The organism is Tistrella sp. (assembly GCF_002684955.1).
In the GTDB taxonomy this organism is placed as follows: domain Bacteria; phylum Pseudomonadota; class Alphaproteobacteria; order Tistrellales; family Tistrellaceae; genus Tistrella; species Tistrella mobilis.
The window spans coordinates 156720-177783 of record NZ_NYWI01000030.1; the positions used below are offsets into that span (position 1 = coordinate 156720).

General features: G+C 72.1%; 16 protein-coding genes. 8 read left to right on the forward strand and 8 right to left on the reverse strand.

Annotation, left to right across the window (positions count from 1 at the left end; all coding sequences use genetic code 11):
• The first annotated feature begins 174 nt into the window (after positions 1 to 174).
• The 8 genes from tsaE to CMO28_RS09680 all read left to right on the forward strand — a co-directional run bounded on the left by tsaE (position 175) and on the right by CMO28_RS09680 (position 13395).
• Positions 175 to 747: a tRNA (adenosine(37)-N6)-threonylcarbamoyltransferase complex ATPase subunit type 1 TsaE gene (gene tsaE / locus CMO28_RS09645; RefSeq protein WP_296712947.1), complete on the forward strand. Its 573-nt coding sequence runs from the start codon at positions 175 to 177 to the stop codon at positions 745 to 747.
• Positions 744 to 1823 (forward strand): aminoglycoside phosphotransferase family protein, encoded by a 1080-nt coding sequence (locus tag CMO28_RS09650; RefSeq protein ID WP_296712948.1) that lies wholly within the window; start codon positions 744 to 746, stop codon positions 1821 to 1823. The genes tsaE and CMO28_RS09650 overlap by 4 nt, the downstream gene beginning before the upstream one ends.
• Complete coding sequence (locus tag CMO28_RS09655) at positions 1820 to 2587, forward strand: nucleotidyltransferase family protein (protein WP_296712950.1); 768 nt, start codon at positions 1820 to 1822, stop codon at positions 2585 to 2587. Before CMO28_RS09650 ends, CMO28_RS09655 begins: the two co-directional genes overlap by 4 nt.
• 4 nt (positions 2588 to 2591) lie before the next feature.
• The gene (gene addB, locus CMO28_RS09660) at positions 2592 to 5687 is read left to right on the forward strand and encodes a double-strand break repair protein AddB (protein WP_296712952.1); all 3096 of its coding nucleotides are present in this window, start codon (positions 2592 to 2594) and stop codon (positions 5685 to 5687) included.
• Complete coding sequence (gene addA, locus CMO28_RS09665; protein WP_296712954.1) at positions 5684 to 9175, forward strand: double-strand break repair helicase AddA; 3492 nt, start codon at positions 5684 to 5686, stop codon at positions 9173 to 9175. The genes addB and addA overlap by 4 nt, the downstream gene beginning before the upstream one ends.
• A 164-nt stretch (positions 9176 to 9339) precedes the next feature.
• Positions 9340 to 9663, forward strand: coding sequence for a thioredoxin TrxA (trxA, locus tag CMO28_RS09670; RefSeq protein WP_014746756.1), 324 nt, complete (start codon positions 9340 to 9342; stop codon positions 9661 to 9663).
• Between the two features lie 41 nt (positions 9664 to 9704).
• Positions 9705 to 11057 (forward strand): Mur ligase family protein, encoded by a 1353-nt coding sequence (locus CMO28_RS09675; RefSeq protein ID WP_296712957.1) that lies wholly within the window; start codon positions 9705 to 9707, stop codon positions 11055 to 11057.
• Positions 11035 to 13395: an adenylate/guanylate cyclase domain-containing protein gene (locus CMO28_RS09680; protein WP_296712959.1), complete on the forward strand. Its 2361-nt coding sequence runs from the start codon at positions 11035 to 11037 to the stop codon at positions 13393 to 13395. Before CMO28_RS09675 ends, CMO28_RS09680 begins: the two co-directional genes overlap by 23 nt.
• Here CMO28_RS09680 and CMO28_RS09685 read toward each other — a convergent pair whose 3' ends face one another.
• The 8 genes from CMO28_RS09685 to CMO28_RS09720 form a co-directional block, all read right to left on the reverse strand.
• A complete protein-coding gene (locus CMO28_RS09685) occupies positions 13396 to 14286 on the reverse strand; it encodes an alpha/beta fold hydrolase (RefSeq protein ID WP_296712961.1) in 891 nt (296 codons plus the stop codon).
• A 33-nt stretch (positions 14287 to 14319) separates the two neighbouring features.
• Entirely contained in the window at positions 14320 to 15657 is a 1338-nt protein-coding gene (locus CMO28_RS09690; protein WP_296712963.1) for a bifunctional folylpolyglutamate synthase/dihydrofolate synthase, read from the reverse strand.
• 58 nt (positions 15658 to 15715) lie between these two features.
• Positions 15716 to 16735 (reverse strand): acetyl-CoA carboxylase, carboxyltransferase subunit beta, encoded by a 1020-nt coding sequence (accD, locus tag CMO28_RS09695; protein ID WP_296712964.1) that lies wholly within the window; start codon positions 16733 to 16735, stop codon positions 15716 to 15718.
• A 55-nt stretch (positions 16736 to 16790) separates the two neighbouring features.
• Positions 16791 to 17654, reverse strand: a complete 864-nt coding sequence (gene trpA / locus CMO28_RS09700; RefSeq protein ID WP_296712966.1) for a tryptophan synthase subunit alpha — start codon at positions 17652 to 17654, stop codon at positions 16791 to 16793.
• Positions 17655 to 17659: 5 nt separating this feature from the next.
• Positions 17660 to 18874 (reverse strand): tryptophan synthase subunit beta, encoded by a 1215-nt coding sequence (trpB, locus tag CMO28_RS09705; RefSeq protein ID WP_062770542.1) that lies wholly within the window; start codon positions 18872 to 18874, stop codon positions 17660 to 17662.
• 20 nt (positions 18875 to 18894) lie between these two features.
• Positions 18895 to 19599: a phosphoribosylanthranilate isomerase gene (locus CMO28_RS09710; RefSeq protein WP_296712970.1), complete on the reverse strand. Its 705-nt coding sequence runs from the start codon at positions 19597 to 19599 to the stop codon at positions 18895 to 18897.
• A 3-nt stretch (positions 19600 to 19602) separates the two neighbouring features.
• The gene (gene pyrF, locus CMO28_RS09715) at positions 19603 to 20364 is read right to left on the reverse strand and encodes an orotidine-5'-phosphate decarboxylase (protein WP_062770548.1); all 762 of its coding nucleotides are present in this window, start codon (positions 20362 to 20364) and stop codon (positions 19603 to 19605) included.
• 205 nt (positions 20365 to 20569) lie between these two features.
• Positions 20570 to 20944, reverse strand: coding sequence for a lipopolysaccharide assembly protein LapA domain-containing protein (locus CMO28_RS09720; RefSeq protein ID WP_296712972.1), 375 nt, complete (start codon positions 20942 to 20944; stop codon positions 20570 to 20572).
• Between the last annotated feature and the right edge of the window lie 120 nt (positions 20945 to 21064).

The following is a 21064-nucleotide window of genomic DNA, read 5'->3' on the forward strand; positions in this document are numbered from 1 at the left end:
GCGTGACGTTCCGCACAAGGGTGATGGCGGCGGATGTCGCCCGCCCTCGCGCGAAGACAGGCTTGTGACTCAGTCGGACCATCTTTGTCAAGAGCCCGGTGGCCCTTGTCGGGCCGTTGCCGCAAGGCGGCCATTGCCGCGGCCGCGCCGACAGGCTAGAACCCGCGGATGTGCATGACGATCCGCCATGGCGCCGGCCCGGGATCCCGTCTCTGTCGGGCCCCCGAAACCGGCGGAACCGGTGCCCCGGCGCCGGTGGTCCGCCTCGCGAGCGAGGCGGAGACGGAGGCCTTTGCACAGCGCCTGGCGCCGGTAATGGCCGCCGGCGGCATGGTCCTGCTCGACGGCGATCTGGGGGCCGGCAAGACGGCGTTCTCGCGTGCGCTGATCCGGGCGCTTGCCGGTGCCGCGATCGAGGTGCCGAGCCCGACCTTCACCCTGGTCCAGCTGTATGATCTGCCGGACCTTCCGGTCGTTCATGCCGATCTTTATCGGATCGAGGATCCGGACGAGATCGACGAGCTGGGGCTGTGGGAGGCCGCGGAAGACGGGTTGGCGCTGATCGAATGGCCGGATCGTGCCGGCGGCCGGCTCGATCCGGGGGCGCTGCGCCTGTCGATCACCATCGCGCCCGACGGCGCACGGCTGGTCACGCTCCACCCGTCCGGCGACTGGACGGCGCGGCTTGGCCATCTTACCTCTGGGAACCCGGCAGCGCCCGGTTCACCGCCACGGACATGCTCATGACCGATACCCCTTCCGCAGCCCCGGTCCCGACCGATGCCCGCGATCTCGATCGCGCCCGCTTCGTCGCCCGTGCCGGCTGGCGCGGTGCCGAACGCACGGTGCTGGCGGGCGATGCCTCGTTCCGGCGCTATGACCGGCTGAAGCTCGATCGCCAGACCGCCGTGCTGATGGACGCGCCGCCGCCGCATGAAGATGTGCGCCCCTTCCTGAAGGTGGCGGCCCATCTGAAGGCGATGGGCTATGCCGCCCCCACCATTCTGGCGGCCGACCCCGAGACCGGCTTCGTGCTGCAGGAGGATCTGGGCGACGATCTGGTGCGGGTGGTGCTGGACCGCGACCCGACGCTCGAGACCGCGATCTATGCGGCGGCCGTCGACCTGCTGGCCGATCTGCACGACCGGCCGGGGGCGGCGGCGCTGGATGTGCCGGTCTATGACGCGGCGACGCTTGAACGCGAGGCCCTGCTGCTGATCGACTGGTACTGGCCGCTTGCGCTCGGCCGCGCGGCGACCGCGGCCGAGCGCGCAGGCTTCCTCGACCGGCTGAGACCGCTGATCGACCAGGTGGCGCGGCCCGAGGTGCTGGTGCTGCGCGACTATCATGCCGAAAAGCTGCTGTGGATGCCGGCCCGGCGCGGGTTGTCGCGGGTGGGGCTGATCGACTTCCAGGACGCGCTGATCGGCCATCCCGGTTATGATCTGGTCTCGCTGCTGGAGGATGCCCGCCGCGACGTGGCGCCGGATCTGGCCGAGGCGATGGTGGAGCGCTATCTGCGGCGCAGGCGCGATGCCCTGGACGGCGAGAGCTTCCGCACGGCGCTGGCGATCCTGGGGGCCCAGCGCAACATGAAGATCGCCGGCATCTTCGCCCGGCTGCATCTGCGCGACGGCAAGCCGCGCTACCTGAACTACCAGCCGCGGGTCTGGGGGCTGATCGAACGCGACCTGGTGCATCCCGCCCTGCATGCGCTGGCCGACTGGCTGGACGAGACCCTGCCCTGGGATGCCCGCGGCTGCACCCGGCCGCGCGATCCGGACGCGGCCGGCACGACGACGACTGAAGGAGATCCCGCATGACCAGGACCGACCCCATCCGCTTTGCCGGTGCGCCCCGGACGGCCATGGTGCTGGCGGCAGGGCTCGGCACCCGCATGCGGCCCCTGACCGAGACCCGCCCCAAGCCGCTGGTCGAGGTGGCCGACCGGCCGCTGATCGACTGGACGCTGGACCGGCTGACCGAAACGGGTGTCCGCCGGATCGTGGTCAATACCCACCATCATGCCGAACAGATGCGCGCCCATCTGGATGCGGTGCGCCCGCGGCTGCCGGCCGGGGTGGAGCTGCTGGAAAGCCATGAAGAGGATCTGCTGGAGACCGGCGGCGGCGTGGCGAAGGCGCTGCCGTGGCTCGGCGATGCGCCTTTCTTCGTCAGCAATGCCGACCAGCTGCTTCTGAACGGTCCGACGCCGGCGGCCGAGGTGCTGGCCCGCGCCTTCGATGCGGGGCGGATGGATGCGCTGCTGCTGCTGGTGCCGATGCCCTATGCGCTGAGCGTCGGCGGCACCGGCGATTTCGTCATGGACCAGACCGGCCGCCTGCGCCGCCGGCGGGAACGCGAGGTCGCCCCCTTCCTCTATTCCGGCCTGCAGATCCTGAGCCCGGCGCTGTTCGAGGACGCGCCCGCCGGCAAATTCTCGCTGAACCTGCTGTTCGATCGGGCGATTGAGCGCGAGCGGCTTTACGGCGTGGTCCATGACGGTGCCTTCGTCGCCGTGGGCACGCCCGACGCGGTCAGACTGGCCGACCGGGTGGTCCGCGGCCGGTACGACCGGATCGGCTGAGGCCATGGCCCGCTGGCCGCAAGGGGTCTGGCGCATCCCGGCCGGGACCGGCTTTCTGGATGCGCTGGCCCGGGGGCTGATCGCCGCGGCCGATGGTGATCCGGACCGGCTGGGGCGGATGACCGTGCTGTTGCCGACACGGCGCGCGATCGACGAACTGGCCCGGGCCTTTCTGATCGCCGCCGACGGCGAGGCGGCCTTGCTGCCGCGGCTGAAGCCGCTCGGCGATGTCGAGGCCGAAGAGCTGATGCTGGCCGAGGCGGGCGATCCCGGCAGTGCCGCCGACATCCTGGACCTGCCGCCGGCCATGTCGCCGCTGGCCCGCCGGCTGCGGCTGGCGCGGCTGATCGAGCGCTGGAGCGCCCGCGACCACGGCCAGGCCCTGACGCTGGATGAAGCCGCGCGGCTGGCCGATGCACTGGCGCGCCTGCTCGACGAGGCGCTGGTCGAGGATGTGGATCTGGCCTGCCTGGACCGGCTGGTGCCCGAAGCCTATGCGAAGCACTGGCAGGAGGTGCTGGCCTTCGTCGACATCGTCCGCCGCTTCTGGCCCGAGATCCTGGCCGAATCGGGCGCGATCGACGCCATCGACCGCCGCAACCGGCTGATCCGGGCCGAGGCGGCGCGGCTGGAAGCCATGCCGCCCGCCGACCCCGTCATCGTCGCCGGATCGACCGGCAGCCAGGCGGCGACGCGGGCGCTGATCCGGGTGATCGCCCGCCTGCCCAACGGCGCGGTGGTGCTGCCGGCGCTGGACGAAACCCCGGACGAGGATACCCGTGCCGCGATCCGCCAGGATCCGACCCATCCCCAGCATGGCCTGACCCGCCTGCTCGACGAGCTGGGCCTGAGGCCCGCGGCAATACCGGTCTGGCCCGGTGTGCCGGCGGCGGCAATGCGGGCCGGCCGCGACCGGCGGGTGCTGCTGGCCGAGGCCTTCCGCCCGGCGGAGACCACGGACCGCTGGGCCGACCTCTCCCATGTCCGGGCGGCGGCGCTTGAGGGGTTGACCCGGCTGGAGGCGCCGGATCCCCGCACCGAGGCGACGGCCATCGCACTCGCCCTGCGCGAGACGCTGGAGGTGCCGGGGCGGACGGCGATGCTGGTCCCCCCCGACCGCCGCCTCGCCCGCCGGGTGACCGGGGAACTCCGCCGCTGGGGGCTGGATATCGACGACAGTGCCGGCCGGCCGCTGATGTCGTCGGGACCGGCGGTGTTTCTGGACCTGATCGCGCGGGCGGCCGCCGAGCGCATGGCGCCGGTGCCGCTGCTGGCCCTGGTCAAGCATCCGCTGGCCGGCGGCGGCCTGGCGCCGGGCCGGTTCCGGGCGGGCGGGCGGCTGCTGGAACGCAGCCTGCTGCGCGGGCCGCGGCCTGCGGCCGACATCGCCGGGCTGCGCGCGGCGCTCGACGGCGCGCTGGCGGACGGGGAGGCGCGCGAGGCCGGACGCATCCGCCGTGCGGCCCCGGAACTCGGGCCCTGGATCGACCGGTTGGAGGCCTGTCTCGGCGATTTCGCCGCGGCGATGACGGCCGGTGAGGCGCCGTTCGATGCCCTGCTCGACGCCCATGTCGCCGCGGCCGAGGCGCTGGCCGAGGTGGCGGCCGCCGATCTTGCCGAGGCGATGGCCGCGGGCGGCACCGCCGCCCTGCCCGAAACCGGTGCCGAACGGCTGTGGCGCGGCGAGGCCGGCGAGGCGCTGATGCAGGCGCTGGCGGAGCTGCGCGACGAGGCGGGGGTTCTGGGCGATGTGCCGACCGCGCGCTATCCCGCCCTGCTGTCGGCCCTGCTGGCCGAACGCACGCTCAGGCCGCGCTGGCGCAGCCATCCCCGGCTGCAGGTGCTGGGCCCGCTGGAAGCGCGCCTGCTGGCGGCCGATCTGGTCATTCTGGGGGCGATGAACGAGGGCGACTGGCCGCGTGATCCGGGCCCCGACCCCTGGCTCAGCCCGGCCATGCGCCGGCAGGCGGGCTTCCCGCCGGCCGAACGGCGGATCGGCCTGTCGGCGCATGACGCCTGGGCCCTGCTATCGAGCCCCAATGTGATGGTGACCCGTTCGGCCAAGGTCGACGGCACGCCGACCGTACCCTCGCGCTGGCTGCTCAGGCTGGATGCGGTGATTGCCGGTGCCGGTCTGGCCCGGGCCGAGGCGGCGGCGCGGGCGGCCATACCGCTGATCGGCTGGGCGCGGGCGCTGGACATGGTGGCGCCGGGCCCCCGCCCCGGCCCCCCGGCGCCGGTGCCGCCGGTCGACCGGCGGCCGCGCCGGCTGTCGGTCACCCAGATCGAGACCCTGATGCGCGACCCTTACGCCGTCTATGCCCGCCATGTTCTGGGGCTGGAGGCGCTGGATCCGGTGGATGCCGACCCGGGTGCGGCCGAGCGCGGCCGGTTCATCCATGCGGTGCTGGACCGGTTCCTGCGCGAACAGGCGCCGGCCCCGGCCCCCCTGCCCGAGGATGCGGTTGAGCGTCTGCTGGCGCTGGGGCGGCGGGTTACGGACGAGCTGCGCCTGCCGCCTGCGGTGCTGGCCTTCTGGTGGCCGCGCTTCGAGCGCATCGCCGCCTGGTTCGCCGGCATTGAACGCGCCCGTCGCGCCCATATTTCCGCCACCCTGACCGAGATCCGTGGCGAGCTGGCCTTCCAGGCGCCGGGCGGGCGGTTCGTGCTGTCGGCGATCGCCGATCGGATCGACCGGCTGCCCGACGGATCCTTTGCGATCATCGATTACAAGACCGGCGCACCGCCGTCGACCAGGGAGGTGCAGCGCGGGTTGGCCCCGCAGCTGCCGCTGGAGGCGGCCATTCTGGATCGTGGCGGGTTTGCCGGCGTGCCCGGTGCGACCGTGTCGGAACTGGCCTTCTGGCGGCTGTCGGGCCGGCGGCCGGCCGGGGAGCAGCGCTTCGTGCTCAAGCCCGGCGGGGATGCCCGGGCGCTGATCGATGATGCGGCGGCGGGGCTGATGCGGCTGATCACCGCCTTCGACCGGCCCGACCAGCCCTACCATGCCCGACCGCGTGCCTGGGCGGCCCCGCGCTACTCGGATTACGTCCATCTCGCCCGCGTCCAGGAATGGCAGGCCGGGGAGGACGAGGCATGAGCCGGGAACAGGCGATCGCGGCCGATCCCGCCCTGTCCGTCTGGGTGGGTGCCTCGGCCGGCACCGGCAAGACCAAGGTGCTGACCGACCGGGTGCTGCGGCTGATGCTGGCCGGGGCGGCACCCGAACGCATCCTGTGCATCACCTTCACCAAGGCGGCGGCGGCGGAGATGGCGCTCCGCCTGTCGGGCCGCCTGGCGCGCTGGGCGACGGCGGATGCCGGGCTGCTGACCGACGAGCTGCTCGCGCTGCTGGGGCGGAGACCTGTCGTGGCCGAACTCGCCACGGCACGGCGGCTGTTCGCGCGGCTGCTCGACACGCCGGGCGGCATGAACATCCAGACCATTCATTCGCTTTGCCAGTCGCTGCTGCGGCGCTTCCCGCTGGAAGCCGGGCTGCCGCCGCATTTCGAACTGATGGACGAGCGCGATGCCGCCGAGCTGATCGCCGGCGCCCGCGAGCGGCTCTTCGCCGAGGCGGCGGGCGATGCCGAACTGGGGGCGGCGGTCGACCGGCTGGCGACCCTGTTCGATGCCGAGGCCTTCGCCGGGCTGATGACCACGGTGATCGGCGAACGCCACCGGCTGGGCCGGATCGTGGCCGCGACGGGATCGCTGGAGGCTGCCTGCCGGCGGGTGGCGGCGGCCCATGACCTCGATCCGCGGGCGACGCCCGAAAGCGAGCTGGCGGCCGCCTGCGCCCCGGGCGGCTTCGACGAGGCGGGGCTGAAGGCTGCAGCCGAGGCCCTGGTCGCGTCGTCCGGCAAGGACGATGTGGTGCGCGGTCGGGCGCTGGCCGGCTGGCTGGCGGCCGGCGAGGCGGAGCGCGTCACCCGCTTCGAGGACCGGCTGGGCGCCACCATGACCGCCGAGCGCAAGCCGCGTGCCCGGCTGATGGTGAAGGCGACCCAGGAAGCGGCGCCGGCGGCCTTTGCGGCGCTCCGCCGCGAACAGGACCGGATGGTGGAGCTGGAGGATCAGCGCCGTGCGGCTGCGACGGTCGCGGCCTCGGTGGCGCTGCTCCGGGTGGGGCACCGGCTGGCGGAACTGTATGACGGGCAGAAGCGCATCCGGGCGCGGCTGGACTATGACGATCTGATCCTGGGGGCGGGGCGGTTGCTGGACACGCCCGGCATCGCGCCCTGGGTGCTCTACAAGCTCGACGGCGGCATCATGCATCTGCTGCTCGACGAGGCCCAGGACACCAGCCCCGAACAGTGGAAGGTCGTCGAGCGGCTGACCGAAGAGTTCTTCGCCGGCGACGGTGCGGTCCACGAGCAGGCGGGCAGCGATGCGGACGGCCTGCCGCTGGCCCGCACCGTGTTCGCCGTCGGTGATCCGAAACAGTCGATCTACCGCTTTCAGCGCGCGGATCCGGCCGGCTTCAAGCGCATGCAGGCCTTTTTCGAGGCCCGGGTGACCGGGGCCGCGCGCGGGTGGCGGCCGGTCGAACTCCGCCAGTCCTTCCGGTCGGTCCGCGCGGTGCTGGATGCGGTGGATGCGGTCTTCGCCCGCCAGCCGGCGGCCGACGGCGTGGTCGAACCCGGCCGGCCCCTCAGGCACGAGGCGGCCCGCATCGGTCAGGCCGGGGTGGTGGAAGTCTGGCCGCTGGCGGTGGCCGAAAAGCTGGACCCGGACGATGCCTGGGTGGCGCCGGTGGTGCGCGAACCCCAGGACGACCCGATGGGCCGGGTGGCCGATGCCATCGCCGGCACGCTCCGCCGCTGGCTGGACGAGGGCGAGATGCTGGAGGCGCAGGGCCGGCCGATCCGGGCGGGCGATGTGCTGATTCTGGTCCAGCGCCGCAACGCCTTCGTCGGCCGGATGGCCCGGGCGCTGAAGATGGCGGGCGTGCCGGTGGCGGGTGTCGACCGCATGGCGCTGATCGACCAGATCGCCGTGGCCGATCTGGTGGCGCTGGGGCGCGCCCTGCTGCTGCCCGAGGATGACCTGACCCTGGCCGCGGTGCTCAAGGGGCCGATCATCGGCCTGGACGAGGCGGCGCTCTACCGGGCGGCGGTGGATCGCCGCACGCCCGAGGGACGGACGCCGCTGATCCGGGCCCTGCGGGAGCGGGCCCGCGGGGATGACGAGCTTCGCGCCGCGGCCGAGACCCTGTCGACGCTGGCCCGCGCGGCCGACCGGATGGGGCCTTATGATTTCTACGCCGATCTGCTGGCGGCCCGGGGTGGGCGGCAGCGGCTGGTGGCGCGGCTCGGTCCCGAGGCCGAGGATGCGATCGACGAGTTCCTGAACCTGGCGCTTGCCTTCGAGCAGACCGAGCCGCCGAGCCTGGAAGGCTTCCTCGCCTGGGTCGGGCGCAGTGCCGTCGAGGTCAAGCGCGACCTCGAGCAGGGCCGCGACGAGGTCCGGATCATGACGGTGCACGGCGCCAAGGGGCTGCAGGCGCCGGTGGTGTTCCTGCCCGACACGATCCGCCTGCCCCGCCCGCCGGCAGGACCGGTCTGGCTGGAGGACCCGGCGCCGATGCTGCTGATCTCGCCCGGATCGGCGGATGTCTCCGACACGGTGCGCGACGCCCAGGCGGCGACGGCGATGGAAGACCGGCAGGAATACCGCCGGTTGCTTTATGTCGCCATGACCCGGGCGGCCGACCGGCTGTATGTCTGCGGCTGGCACGGCAAGCCCGAGGCGCCGGAGGACAGCTGGTATGCCCTGGTTCAGGGGGCGCTGGCGGGGATGGCGGCACCGGCGGAGATGGCGCTGCCGGGCGGTATTGCCGGCCCCGGCTGGCGGCTCACCTGCCCGCAGGACGGCGCTGTTGCACGCAAAACCGCCGAGATGGCGGAACCCGACGTCGTGCCGGTCGGCCTGCCGGCGGCCCTGCATCCCGATCGGGGGCTGCCGCCCGAACCGGTGCCGTCGCGGCCGCTGGCGCCGTCGCGACCCGATGACGACCCGCCGCCCGCCCGATCGCCGCTGGGCGATGCCGGCGTGCGCCATTTCCGGCGCGGCCGGCTGGTGCATCGCCTGCTGCAGGTTCTGCCGGATCTGGACCCGGAAGCCCGCGCCGAGGCCGCCCGCCGCTTCCTGGCCGCCCCCGCCCATGGCCTGGCACCCGACGAGGTCGCGCCGCTGGCGGCGGAGGTGGAGGCGGTGCTGATGCACCCGGATTTCGCGCCGATCTTCGGGCCGGGCTCGCGCGCCGAGGTGCCGCTGGGTGCCGTGATCGGATCCCGCGTGGTTTCCGGCGCGGTCGACCGGCTGCTGATTTCGGCCGACCGCGTTCTGGTGGTGGACTACAAGACCGACCGGCCGCCGCCATCCGATCCGGACCGGGTGGCCCGGCACTACCTGCGCCAGATGGCCGCCTATCGTGCGGTGCTGCGCCGGATCTATCCCGGCCGGCGGGTGGAGACGGCGCTGGTCTGGACCGACGGGCCGTCGCTGATGCACCTGCCGGACCGCCTGCTGGACCGCTGGGCCCCGGATCCGGATCCCGGCGATCCGCTGGAACGCCCGGGTTGAATTGCACCCGATCCACGGATTGCCGCCGTGCATCCGACGCAAAGGTCGGTGTGCTTGACCGTCTTCGCGCGGCTTTCTACATTGAGCCAAGCGTGCCCGCCGGCCTCGTCGTGCCGGCTCCCGCCGGCCTCCGCGGCCGCTCACGATTTGAGGGGACAACTCCCATGGCCATCGCCACCGTCACCGACAGCTCGTTCGAGCAGGATGTGCTGAAGTCCGAAACGCCCGTCCTGGTCGACTATTGGGCCGAGTGGTGCGGCCCCTGCCGGATGATCGCTCCGGCGCTGGAAGACCTGTCGAAGGAATTCGACGGCAAGGTCACCATCGCCAAGCTGAACATCGACCACAACCCGCAGACCCCGTCGAAATACGGTGTGCGCGGCATCCCGACCCTGATGGTCTTCAAGGGCGGCCAGATCGCGGCGACCAAGGTCGGCGCGATGCAGAAGAGCGATCTGGCGAAGTGGATCAAGTCGGTCGTCGGCTGACCCCCGCTTCCGGCCCTGCCGGAACCGCTGTCGAGGCCCGCATGGTCCCCGGGGACGGTGCGGGCCTCGCTTTGTCCGACGGTCCTGCGGCACCCGACGCCGATGCCGCGATGGGATGCGCGCTGGATGCGATCTATGCCGGCGCCATGGCGGCACGTCCGGCCAGACCGGGCTTCGACCGGGATCTGCGCCGGCCGGACCGGCTGCTCGGGCTGATCGCCGCCGCCGGGCTGATGCCCGATCCGGGCCGGGTGATCCTGGTTACGGGATCGAAGGGCAAGGGCAGCACCGCCCGGTTGATCGCGGCGGGGGAGACGGCCGCCGGCCGCCGGACCCTGCTGTTCACCTCGCCCGAAGAGACCACCGCGCTCGACCGCATCCGCCTGGATGGTGCGGTGATCGGGGCCGAGGATTTCCTGCGCCACCATGCGGCGCTCGCCCCGCAATTCGAGGCCCTGGCCGCCGGTCTGCCGGCGGGCGAGGCCTTGTCGCCCTTCGGCCAGTTTCTGGCCATCGCCCTGTCCCATGCGCGGGAGGTCGGGGCCGAGCGGCTGGTGATCGAAACCGGGCGGGGCGCCGCCCATGACGAGGCCGGCCGGCTTCGGGCGCGGATCGGCGTGGTGACCGCGATCCTGCCCGAACATCTGGACCGGCTGGGGCCGACACTCGCCGATGTCGCGGCCGAGAAGCTCGACATCCATGGGCGGTGCGGCCGGACCATTCTGACCGCCGCCGCCGCCAGGACCGGCCGCGAGGCGGGGATCCGTCCTGCCGATGCTCTGGTCGTCGGGGCGCCGCCCGTCGATGCGGCCGATGACCGGCCGGGCTGGCTGCGTCAGGATCTGGCGCTGGCCCGTGCGGCGCTTGTGGCCGACGGGATCGACCCCATGGCAGCCCGGGTCGCCGAGGCGCTGGACCGGATGGCGGCTTCGGTGCCGTCCTGGGGGCGGGCCGCAACCGCAGACGGGCGCGATATCGGCTGGGAGGCGGCCGTGCAGGCGGCGAGCCTGGATGCCGGACGCCTTGCCCGGCTGGGACGGGCGGGCTGGCGGGTGCTGCTGTCGGTTACCGACGACAAGGATGTCGACGGGCTGATCGACGCGCTGGCCGCGGCGGGGCTCCCTGCCCATGGCCTGGTGCTTCAGGGGCGGCGCGGGCCGCTGGTTCATGGCCCGGGCGTGCATCGCCGGCTGGCGGCCCGGCTGGGACAGGGGCTGCACGCGCCGCTTTACGGGCCCATCGATCATGACGACGTGCCGGCCATGGTCCGGCTGCTGTACGATACCGGCGGTGCCGATGCGGCCCCCGTGCTTGCGGTCGGCACCCAGACCTTCCTGCGCCTTGTGCGCGCCGCCATCAGGACCGGAGCCGATGCCCGACCGCAGTCGCCGTGACGTCGCCCCCCGCAGCCGCGACGACGTGCTGGGCCGCCTGCAGCTGCCGCCGCCCGCGGCCATGCCGCTGGATGCCGAGGCGGCGGCGGTGGTCGCAACGGTCGCGGGACGGATGGCGGGCGAGCTGATCCAGGCCGGCAGTTTCGAACGGGTTTTCGACGGTATGAACCGCAGCCTGGTCGAGGCCGGGGTTCCGGTGGGGCGGGTCTATCTGGCCTTCCGCACCCTGCACCCGCTGATCGCGGCGGTGTCGTTTCTCTGGCAGGCGGGCCAGCCGGTGGAGCGGATGGTGATGGCCCACGGCCTTGTCGGCGTGTCCGAGGCCTGGCAGCGGTCGCCGCTCAACTACATGCTGACCCACGACATGCACTGGATGCGCCGCCGGCTGACCGGGCCCGAGGCGAGCCGGGAATTCGCGCTGTTCGAGGATCTGGTCGCCGAGGGCATGACCGACTATGTCGCCACCGCCACCGCCTTCGGCAGCGGGCTTGGCGGCAACGGCGTGCTCGCCTCGTGGACCGCAGACGCCCCCGACGGGTTCAGTGATCGCGATCTGGCCATCCTCTCGGCCTTGCAGGTGCATCTGGCGGCGGCCTGCCGGCTGGCCTTCACGGCCCAGGTTTCGGATACGGTGGCGATGACCTATCTGGGCCAGCATGCCGGCCGGCGGGTGTTGTCGGGCCAGATCCGCCGCGGCGACGGCGAATTGATCCCGGCGGCGATCTTTCTGTCGGATCTGCGCGGTTCCCCCGCCATGGCCGAGCGGCTGGGCGTCGGCCGGTTCATGGAACTGGTGAACCGCTATTTCGAATGCGCGGCCGAACCGGTGCTGGGGGCGGGGGGCGAGGTGCTGTCGCTGATGGGCGACAGCGTGCTCGCGATCTTCCCGCTGGCGGTCTATGGCGACGAGGTGGAGGCGGCCTGCGATGCGGCCCTGGCCGCGGCGCGTGATGCCGAACGCCGGCTGGAGCTGTGGAACCGCGAACGCGTGGCCGAGGGCGAGCCGCGGGTCGATTTCGGCATCGGCCTGCATCTGGGGCGGGTGATGTTCGGCAATATCGGCACCGCCGAACGGCTGCAGTTCACCGCCATCGACCGGTCGATCAACGAGGCGGCGCGGCTGGAAGATCTGAGCAAGACACTTGGCCACCGGATCATCGCCAGCGGCACCTTTGCCGCCAGGGCCACCGCCGCCTGGCGATCGCTGGGCCGGGTGCAGCTGCGCGGCTCGGCGCGGGAACAGGAGGTGTTCACCCCGGCGCCTGCCGCCAACCGCCTGGCCCTGGCTGCCGGCACCGATGCGGGCGGGCCGCCCTGCCCCGTGCCGCCCGATCTGGTGGTTCATGCCGATTGGAGCGTCGATGCCCGCAAGCGCTGGATGGCGGTGGCGACGCGGATGGAGGATGGCCGCTATGCCGCGGGTGTCCCGGAACCGGTGGGGCCGGTCGACAGCCTGATCACCCGGCTGATTGAGCGCGCCCAGGGTGGACGTAGCCGGGGTGGACGTAGCGGGGGCGGGCGGGTGCTGCTGGGGCTGGACGTGGTGCTGGGCCTGCCGGCGGCCTATGCCGGGCTGCTCAGGGCCGAACGCTTCTCCGACGCACTCGACCGGTTCGCGGCCGCGCCCGAAGGGCTTGAGCCGGCGGACCGGCCCGAGGAGATTTCGCCCGAGCGGCCGTTCTTTCCGCGCCGCCCGGGGCAGGGGCAGGGCGGCCCGGCCGAGCTTGCCCGCCGGCTGGGGCTGGACGGGCCCGACGATCTGCGGCGGATCTGCGAGCATGCGACCATCGCCCGTCGGGCGGCGGCCCCGCTGTTCTGGACCATGGGCCCCGCCCAGGTCGGCCGTGCGGCCGCCCATGTCTGGCGGCATCTGCTGATCCCGGCCCGCCGCGCGGGGCTGGATCTGGGGCTCTGGCCCTTCGACGGCCGGCTGGGCGAGCTGGTCGCCCGCCATTCCGTTACCGTGGTCGAGGCCTATCCGGCGGCCTTCCATCGCCATCTGGGGGTGCGGCTGGGCCGTCAGGCCGCCAACGGCCGGGGCAGCAAGCGCAACCGCAACGATCGCGCCGCCAATGCCGCGACCCTGATGGAAGCGGCCCGCCGGCTGGATTTCGTCATCGACATGCCGCTGGTTGCCGAACTGGGCGACGGCTTCGGCAATGGTGCCCGCGGCGAGGACCAGTTCGATGCCGTGGTCGGGCTGATGGGCATGCTGCAGGTGCTGGCCGGGGCCCGACCCACGGGAGAGCCGCGGCTGGCGCCGGTCACGACCGTGGAGGGCTGGATCCTGGGGCAGTCCCCGGCCGAGCTGAAACTGCCCGAGGACAGTTTTTCGTGATCAACCGGTCGCTTCCGCGGCCCGGATATGGGCGGCGAGTGGGGCGAGGAACAGTGGCGTCGCTGCCTCGGTGATCAGATGACCCAGCCCCTCGATGACGTGCAGGCGGGCATTCGGGATCCGCTCTACACCTTCCCGCGCCCGGTCCAGCGCCACCACCGGGTCGGCGGTGCCGTGAATGAACAGGGGGGGGCATGTGATGCGGCCCAGCAGTTCGCGGCGATCCATCGTGCTCTCGATCGCCGCCATCTGGCGGCCGGTGCCGAGCGGCCGGTAGCTGCGGGTGACCGCCTGCGTGATCCGCCGCCGGTGCTCGTCGTCGGACGCCTGAAGGGCCGTGCCGTCGAGCAGGCGGGACTGGGCGACGAACAGCTCGATATCGGGGGCATGGAGCAGGCGTTCCGCCCGGGTGGCACCCAGGGCGTCGCGGACATCGGCCTTCGCTTCCACCTGCCGGCGGCCGCCGGTCGATGACAGGCAGGTGAGCGAGGCCACGCGGGCCGGCTCAGTGGCGGCGATGATCTGGGTGATCCGCCCACCCATCGAATAGCCGACCAGATGCACCCGATCGAGGCCCAGACGGTCGAGCAGGGCCATGACGTCGCGGGCCATGTCGAACAGGTCATAGGCCTGGGGCGGCGGGGCGTCCGGCTCTCCCAGCACCACCGGTCCGAAGGCGGAAGAGAGCCCGGCATCGCGATTGTCGAGCAGCAGGATCGGATGGTCTGCACTAAGCTCGTCCAGGAAGGCCGCCGGCCATTCAGGCCCCTGCATCGACAGCCCGTGGACGAACACCACCGGCAGCCCGCCGGGCCGGTCTGCCGGCAGCAGGGTATGGGCGATGGCGACGTGCCCCAGATCGGCGACGGAAAAGGCGGGTATGGCGGTCATGGATGCAGATCCTGAACGGAGATCGGGCACGGGTCAGGCGGCAGCCTCGGCATCGGCGGGTTCGACGGCGGCGAGGACATCGCCGACCAGATAGAGCGAGCCGAAGATCAGGATGCGGTGGGCGATGTCGGGATTGGCGGCGGCGATCGCGGCCTGCCAGCCTGCGGCGGGGGCGGCGTCGATCCCCGCCCGGCGGGCGAGACCGGCCAGCATGTCCGGGTCATGCGAGGGATGACCGGGTATGGCGATGGTCGCGAGCCGAACCCGGCCGGCGAGCGGCGCGAGCCCCGCGATCACGGCTGTGGCATCCTTGCGGGCGAGCAGGCCCAGCACCAGCTGCAGCGGCCGGTCCGACCAGGGGCCCAGGCTGTGGCGGACGAGCGCATCCACCGCATCGGGATTGTGGCCGCCATCGATCCAGATCTCGTGCCGACCGGCCGGATCGAGCGCCGGCAGCGCCCGGGCGATCTCTGCCGTCACCGGCTGCAGCCGCCCGGGATGACGGGTGGTGCGCAGCCCTTCGGCCAGGGCGTCGGCCCGACCGAGCGGCGCCAGTGCCGGTATGTCCGCGGCGGCAAGCCGGGCGAGGGTGAGTGCGAGACCGGCATTCCAGGCCTGGTGGTCGCCGATCAGGGCCGGCAGCGGCCAGGCGCCCGCAGCCGGGCCGCCGCTGATCACCAGCCGGTCCGTGTCGAGCGAGGCCTGCCAGTCGCGGCCGCCTTCGGTAAAGGGGGCCTGCATGCGCAGGGCGGCGGCACGGATGACGGCGGCGGCATCGGGCGTCTGGGCGACGGTGGCGGCGGGGCGACCCTGCTTGATGATCGCCGCCTTTTCGGCCGCGATCAGCGCCGGGGTGTCGCCCAGGAATTCCATGTGGTCGAGCGCAATGCGGGTGATGCCGACCGCGGCCGGCCGGGCGACCAGGTTGGTGGCGTCCAGTCGCCCGCCGAGACCGGTTTCCAGGATCACCAGATCGGCCGGGGTTTCGGCGAAGGCCAGGAAGGCGGCCGCGGTGGTGATTTCGAAGAAGGTGATCGGGCGGCCGGCATTGACCTTTTCGATCCGGGCCAGCAGCCGGGCCAGCACCGGTTCGGCAATCGGCCGGCCGCCAAGGGCGATGCGTTCGTGGAAGCGGACCAGATGCGGCGAGGTATAGGCATGGGCGCAAAGCCCGGCGGCACGGGCGATCGCCCCGAGGCAGGCCACCACCGAGCCCTTGCCGTTGGTGCCGGCCAGATGGATGACCGGCGGCAACCGGTCCTGCGGATTGCCGAGATCGGCGAGCAGACGCAGGATCCTGTCGAAACCGAGTTCGATCTCGGTCGCGTGCAGCCGGCCCAGCCGGTCGAGGATGGTGGCGCTGTCATCCATGGGCCGGCAGCCCCTTCACGTCGGATGGCACCCGGGCCTTCGGGGCCCGGGCGCAGTATCAGGCCTTGTGCGGCTCGTCGGTCGCAGCCGTGCCCAGGGCGGGCTCGGCACGCGGTGTCGCCTCGGCGGGCCTGGCCGTGGCATTGCCGGCGGGCTTGCGCGGCGGAGTGACGGTGTTGGTCACCGGCTCTGCAAGCGCGGTGCCGGGCTTGGGGGCCGCCACCGGCGGCAGCTTCAGCAGCAGCTTCAGCGTCCGGGCCAGCGTCTCCTTCAGCGCGTTGCGCGGCACCACCATGTCGAGCATGCCGTGTTCCATCAGGTACTCGGCGCGCTGGAAGCCCTCAGGCAGGGCCTCGCGGATGGTGGTCTCGATCACCCGCTGGCCGGCAAAGCCGATCAGGGCCCCGGGTTCGGAGATGTGGATGTCGCCGATCATGGCGAAGGAGGCGGTGACGCCGCCGGTGGTCGGGTCGGTGAAGACCACGACATAGGGCAGGCCGGCTTCCTTCACCCGGTCGACGGCGACCGTGGTGCGGGCCATCTGCATCAGCGACAGCGCACCTTCCTGCATGCGGGCACCGCCCGAAGCCGGGAAGACGATCAGCGGACGCTTCTTCTGCACGGCGACGGCGGCGGCCTTGACCAGGCCTTCGCCCACGCCCATGCCCATCGAGCCACCCAGGAAATCGAAATCGAACACCGCAACCACGGCCGGCACGCCGCCGATGCGGCCCTCGCCCACCTGGATGGCGTCGGTCTCGTCGGTCTTGGCCTGGGCCTCGCGCAGACGGTCGGTATAGCGCTTGCGGTCGCGGAAGCGCAGCGGATCGGCCGTCACCTTGGGGGTGTCGATCCGGTCATAGGCGCCGTCGTCGAACAGCATGGCGAGCCGCTGCTTCGCCGGCAGGCGCATGTGATGTCCGCAATTGGTGCAGACATGCAGATTTTCCACCAGATCGCGGTGGAAGATCATCTGCTCGCAGGACGGGCATTTGTGCCAGAGATTGTCCGGCGTCGCATCGGGCTTGCGGACCAGAGCCTGGATCTTCGGACGGACGAAGTTCGACAGCCAGCTCATGCGGTTGGGGTCTCCGTTCGGATGCCTGGGGCGGGGCGGGTCACGGGCGTCGCCGTCAGGCGCGGGCGGCAGCGCTCTGCACACCGCCGGCCAGCCGGCTGACCAGATGGCGGACCCGGTCCGGCGCGGTTTCAGGCGCGCCGTCGGCCACCGCCTGTTCGACCTCCTGCACGATCGCCGAGCCGACCACGACGGCATCACCGATCGCCGCGAAGGCGGCTGCCTGTTCGGGAGTCTTTATACCGAAACCGATCGCCACCGGCAATTCGCTCGCCGCGCGAATCCGGGCGACCGACGGTGCCACCCTGGAGATGTCTGCTGAGGCGGTGCCGGTGATGCCGGTGATCGAGACATAGTAGAGGAAGCCGCTCGCCCGGCCGACCACCGAGGGCAGACGCTCAACCGAGGTGGTGGGGGCGACCAGGCGGACCAGGGCAAGACCTGCGGGATCGGTGAAGCGGACCAGCTCCTCCTCTTCCTCGGCCGGCAGATCGACCACGATCAGCCCGTCGACGCCGGCGGCCATCGCATCGGCGGCGAAGCGCTCGGCACCATAGGCGTAGATCGGATTGTAATAGCCCATCAGGATGACGGGGGTATCGGTATCGGTCGCCCGGAAGGCGCGGACCATGTCCAGCACCTTGATCATGGTGACCCCGGCGGCGAGGGCACGCAGCCCCGCCCGCTGGATCGCCGGACCGTCCGCCATCGGGTCGGTGAAGGGCACGCCCAGCTCGATCACGTCGGCACCCGCTTCGGCCAGCGCGGCCAGCACTCGGGCGCCGGTGTCGAGATCGGGGTCGCCCGCGGTCACGAAGGTGACCAGCCCGGCCCGGCCTTCGGCCTTCAGCGCCGCGAAACGGCGATCGATGCGGGCGGTGCCGCCCGGCACGGCGGAACGGTCGATGGTCTCAGCCATGGCGCTCACAGGTCCACTCCCAGGGCTTCGGCGACGGTGAAGACGTCCTTGTCGCCGCGGCCGCACATGTTCATCACCAGAATGGCGTCGCGGGGCAGGGTGGGGGCGGTCTTCACCACCTGCGCCACCGCATGGGCGGGTTCCAGCGCCGGCAGGATGCCTTCAAGGCGCGCGCAGAGCTGGAAGGCGTCGAGCGCCTCGCGGTCGGTGACGGCCGCATATTCCACCCGGCCGATATCGCGCAGCCAGGAATGCTCGGGGCCGATGCCGGGATAGTCCAGGCCGGCCGAGATCGAATGGGCGTTCAGGATCTGCCCGTCGGCATCCTGCAGCAGATAGGTGCGGTTGCCGTGCAGCACGCCCGGACGGCCGCCGGCCAGCGAGGCGGCATGCTCGCCGGTCTCGATGCCGTGGCCCGCCGCCTCGACGCCGATCATCCGCACCCCGTCGTCGTCGAGGAAGGGATGGAACAGGCCGATGGCGTTGGAACCGCCGCCGATGCAGGCGACCAGCATGTCGGGCAGCCGGCCTTCGCGCTCCAGAACCTGGGCCTTCGTCTCCTCGCCGATGATCGACTGGAAATCGCGGACCATCATCGGATAGGGGTGCGGGCCGGCCGCGGTGCCGATGCAGTAGAAGGTGTCGTCGACATTCGACACCCAGTCCCGCAGGGCTTCGTTCATCGCATCCTTGAGGGTCGCGGTGCCCGACGACACGCCGCGCACCTCGGCGCCGAGCAGGCGCATGCGGAACACGTTGGGCTTCTGGCGGACGATGTCGGTTTCGCCCATATAAACGACGCAGTCCATGCCGAGGCGCGCGCACATGGTGGCGGTGGCGACGCCATGCTGACCGGCGCCGGTCTCGGCGATGATCCGCTTCTTGCCCATGCGCTTCGCGACCAGCAGCTGGCCCAGCACGTTGTTGATCTTGTGCGCGCCGGTGTGGTTCAGCTCGTCGCGCTTGAAGTAGATCTTCGCGCCGCCCAGATGCTCCGTCAGCCGTTCGGCCAGATAGAGCGGGCTCGGCCGGCCGACATAGTCGCGCTGAAACAGGGCCATCTCGGCGGCAAATCCGGGATCCTGCCGCGCCGCCTCGTAGGCCCGCTCAAGCTCCAGGATCAGCGGCATCAGGGTCTCGGCGACGAAACGGCCGCCGAACAGTCCGAAACGGCCGTGCTCGTCCGGCCCGGAGCGGTAGGTGTTGGGTGTATGCGACATGAACCGGCTGTTCCTGACTGTCAGGTCTTGAGGTCGAAGGCGGCGCGCGCCGCGGAAACGAAGGCCCGGATCGCTGCGGGATCCTTGACCCCGGGGGCGCTTTCCACGCCCGATGAGACGTCGACACCCTGGGGACGGGTTCGGGTGATCGCGTCCGCCACCGTCGCCGGGGTCAGACCGCCGGCCAGCCACCAGGGGGTGTGGCCGACGGCCGCCGCGAACTCCGCACCTGAAAGCAGGCGCCAGTCGAAGGCCTGGCCCAGCCCGCCGGGGCGGGTGGCATCGCGCGGCGGGCGGGCATCCAGCAGCAGCAGGTCGGCCGCGGCGGCCAAAGGCTTCAGCGCCGCGACATCGGCGGCATCGGCGATGCCGGCCGCCTTGATCACCGGCAGGCGATAGCGGCTGCGCACCGCATCGATCCGCTCGGGCGTCTCGTGGCCGTGCAGCTGCAGCAGATCGGGGCCCAGCGCATCCACCGCGGCATCCAGAACCGGCCAGTCGGCGTCGACCGTCAGCAGCACTTTGGCCGGGCCGCCTCGGGGCAGGCTGTCCGCCAGCCGCGCCAGATCGGCATGATCGACATGGCGCGGCGAGGGCGCGAAATGCACGAAACCCAGATGAGTGGCGCCGGCCTCGATCGCCGTCCGGATCATGTCGGGCCGGTTGAGGCCGCAGATCTTGATCGCGGGGGACGAGGTGGATGAAGGGCCGGCCGGCGCGGTCATCGGTCAGGCAGCTCCCGTCAGTTCGGCCGCCGCAATCTCGTGGGCGATCCGGGCGGCGGCGTCCGCCGGATCGTCGGCACCGGTGATCGGGCGTCCGACCACCAGCACGTCGGCACCGGCACTGCGGGCCTCGGCCGGGGTCATCACCCGCTTCTGGTCGCCGCGGGCGGCATCGGCCGGCCGGATGCCGGGCACCACCATCAGCGGTTGGGCACCGAAACGCCCGCGCAGCCGGACGAGTTCCGTGGGTGCACAGACCACGCCCGCCGCCCCATGCGCCAGCGCCGTGTCGGTCAGTCGCAGCACCTGATCGCCCGAAGGCCCGCGCTGGCCGACCGACATGAGGTCGGTGTCGTCCAGGCTGGTGAGCACCGTGACCGCCACCACGGCCGGCGGCGTGGCGATGCCCAGCCGGTCGGCGGCTTCCGCCGCCGCCTCGCGCGCGGCGCGGATCATGGCCGGCCCGCCCGAGGCATGGATGGTGAGCAGGGCCGGGGCCAGCGGCGCCACGGCGCGCACGGCACCTGCGACCGTATTCGGAATGTCGTGGAACTTCAGGTCCAGGAACAGCGGCAGATCGGGGGCAGCCGCCCGCACCGCGTGCACGCCCCCGGCCCCGTTGGCCATGAAGAATTCGAGCCCGAGCTTGATGCCGCCGGCGGACGAGGCGACCGCACGGGCCAGCGCCGCGGCGCGGCCGGCATCGGTCGTGTCGATGGCGACGAAGAGCGGATTGTCGAAACGGGGAGGCGTGATCTTGCTCATGGTCTTCCGGTATGTCGCGAACCTCCGGGCTTATACCAGAGGCCGAAGCCCGCTTCCTATACCATTCCGGGCGCACGGGCATTCCGGGCGCAACGGCTGCAGGTCGCAGCGTCACATGGGGCCGGTGCAGGGGCGGGGCAAGGGTGCCCGTGTCGATACGGGCCGGTCGATGCAGGCCGGGTGTCGGCCATGTATCGGCTGCGGATCAGGCGGCGTCGCGGCTGCCGGCAAGCCGCGGAGCGGCCTCTGCCCTGCCGAGGGCGGGCCCGGCCGGTGCTGTCGGAGCGGCCGGACGGGCAGCGCCGGAACGCAGGCGGTGCAGCTCTCCCTCAAGCTCTTCCACACGGCGGGCCAGGCGGCGGGCGCGGGTCCGGTGGCGGCCGGCGCGGAGCCAGGCCACCAGCCCGCCCAGCACCAGGCCGATCAGCAGGGTCGCCTCCAGCGCCAGGAACAGCGGCAGGGCCAGTTCCAGACCGAAGGGCCACAGCGACAGCACCACGCCATCCCGATTGCCGATCGCGAAGGCGGCAACGATGATCGCGATCAGGGCGAGCAGGGCGAGTTTCAGGGCGCGCAGCATGGGGCCTTACATCCTCCGGATGAGCGAACGGGCAAAAACCGGCGGACGGAGACCGGGGGCCAGGTCCGCACCGGACCGATCATAACCGAAAACGCGCGCCTGTGGCGCGCGTCGTCGTCT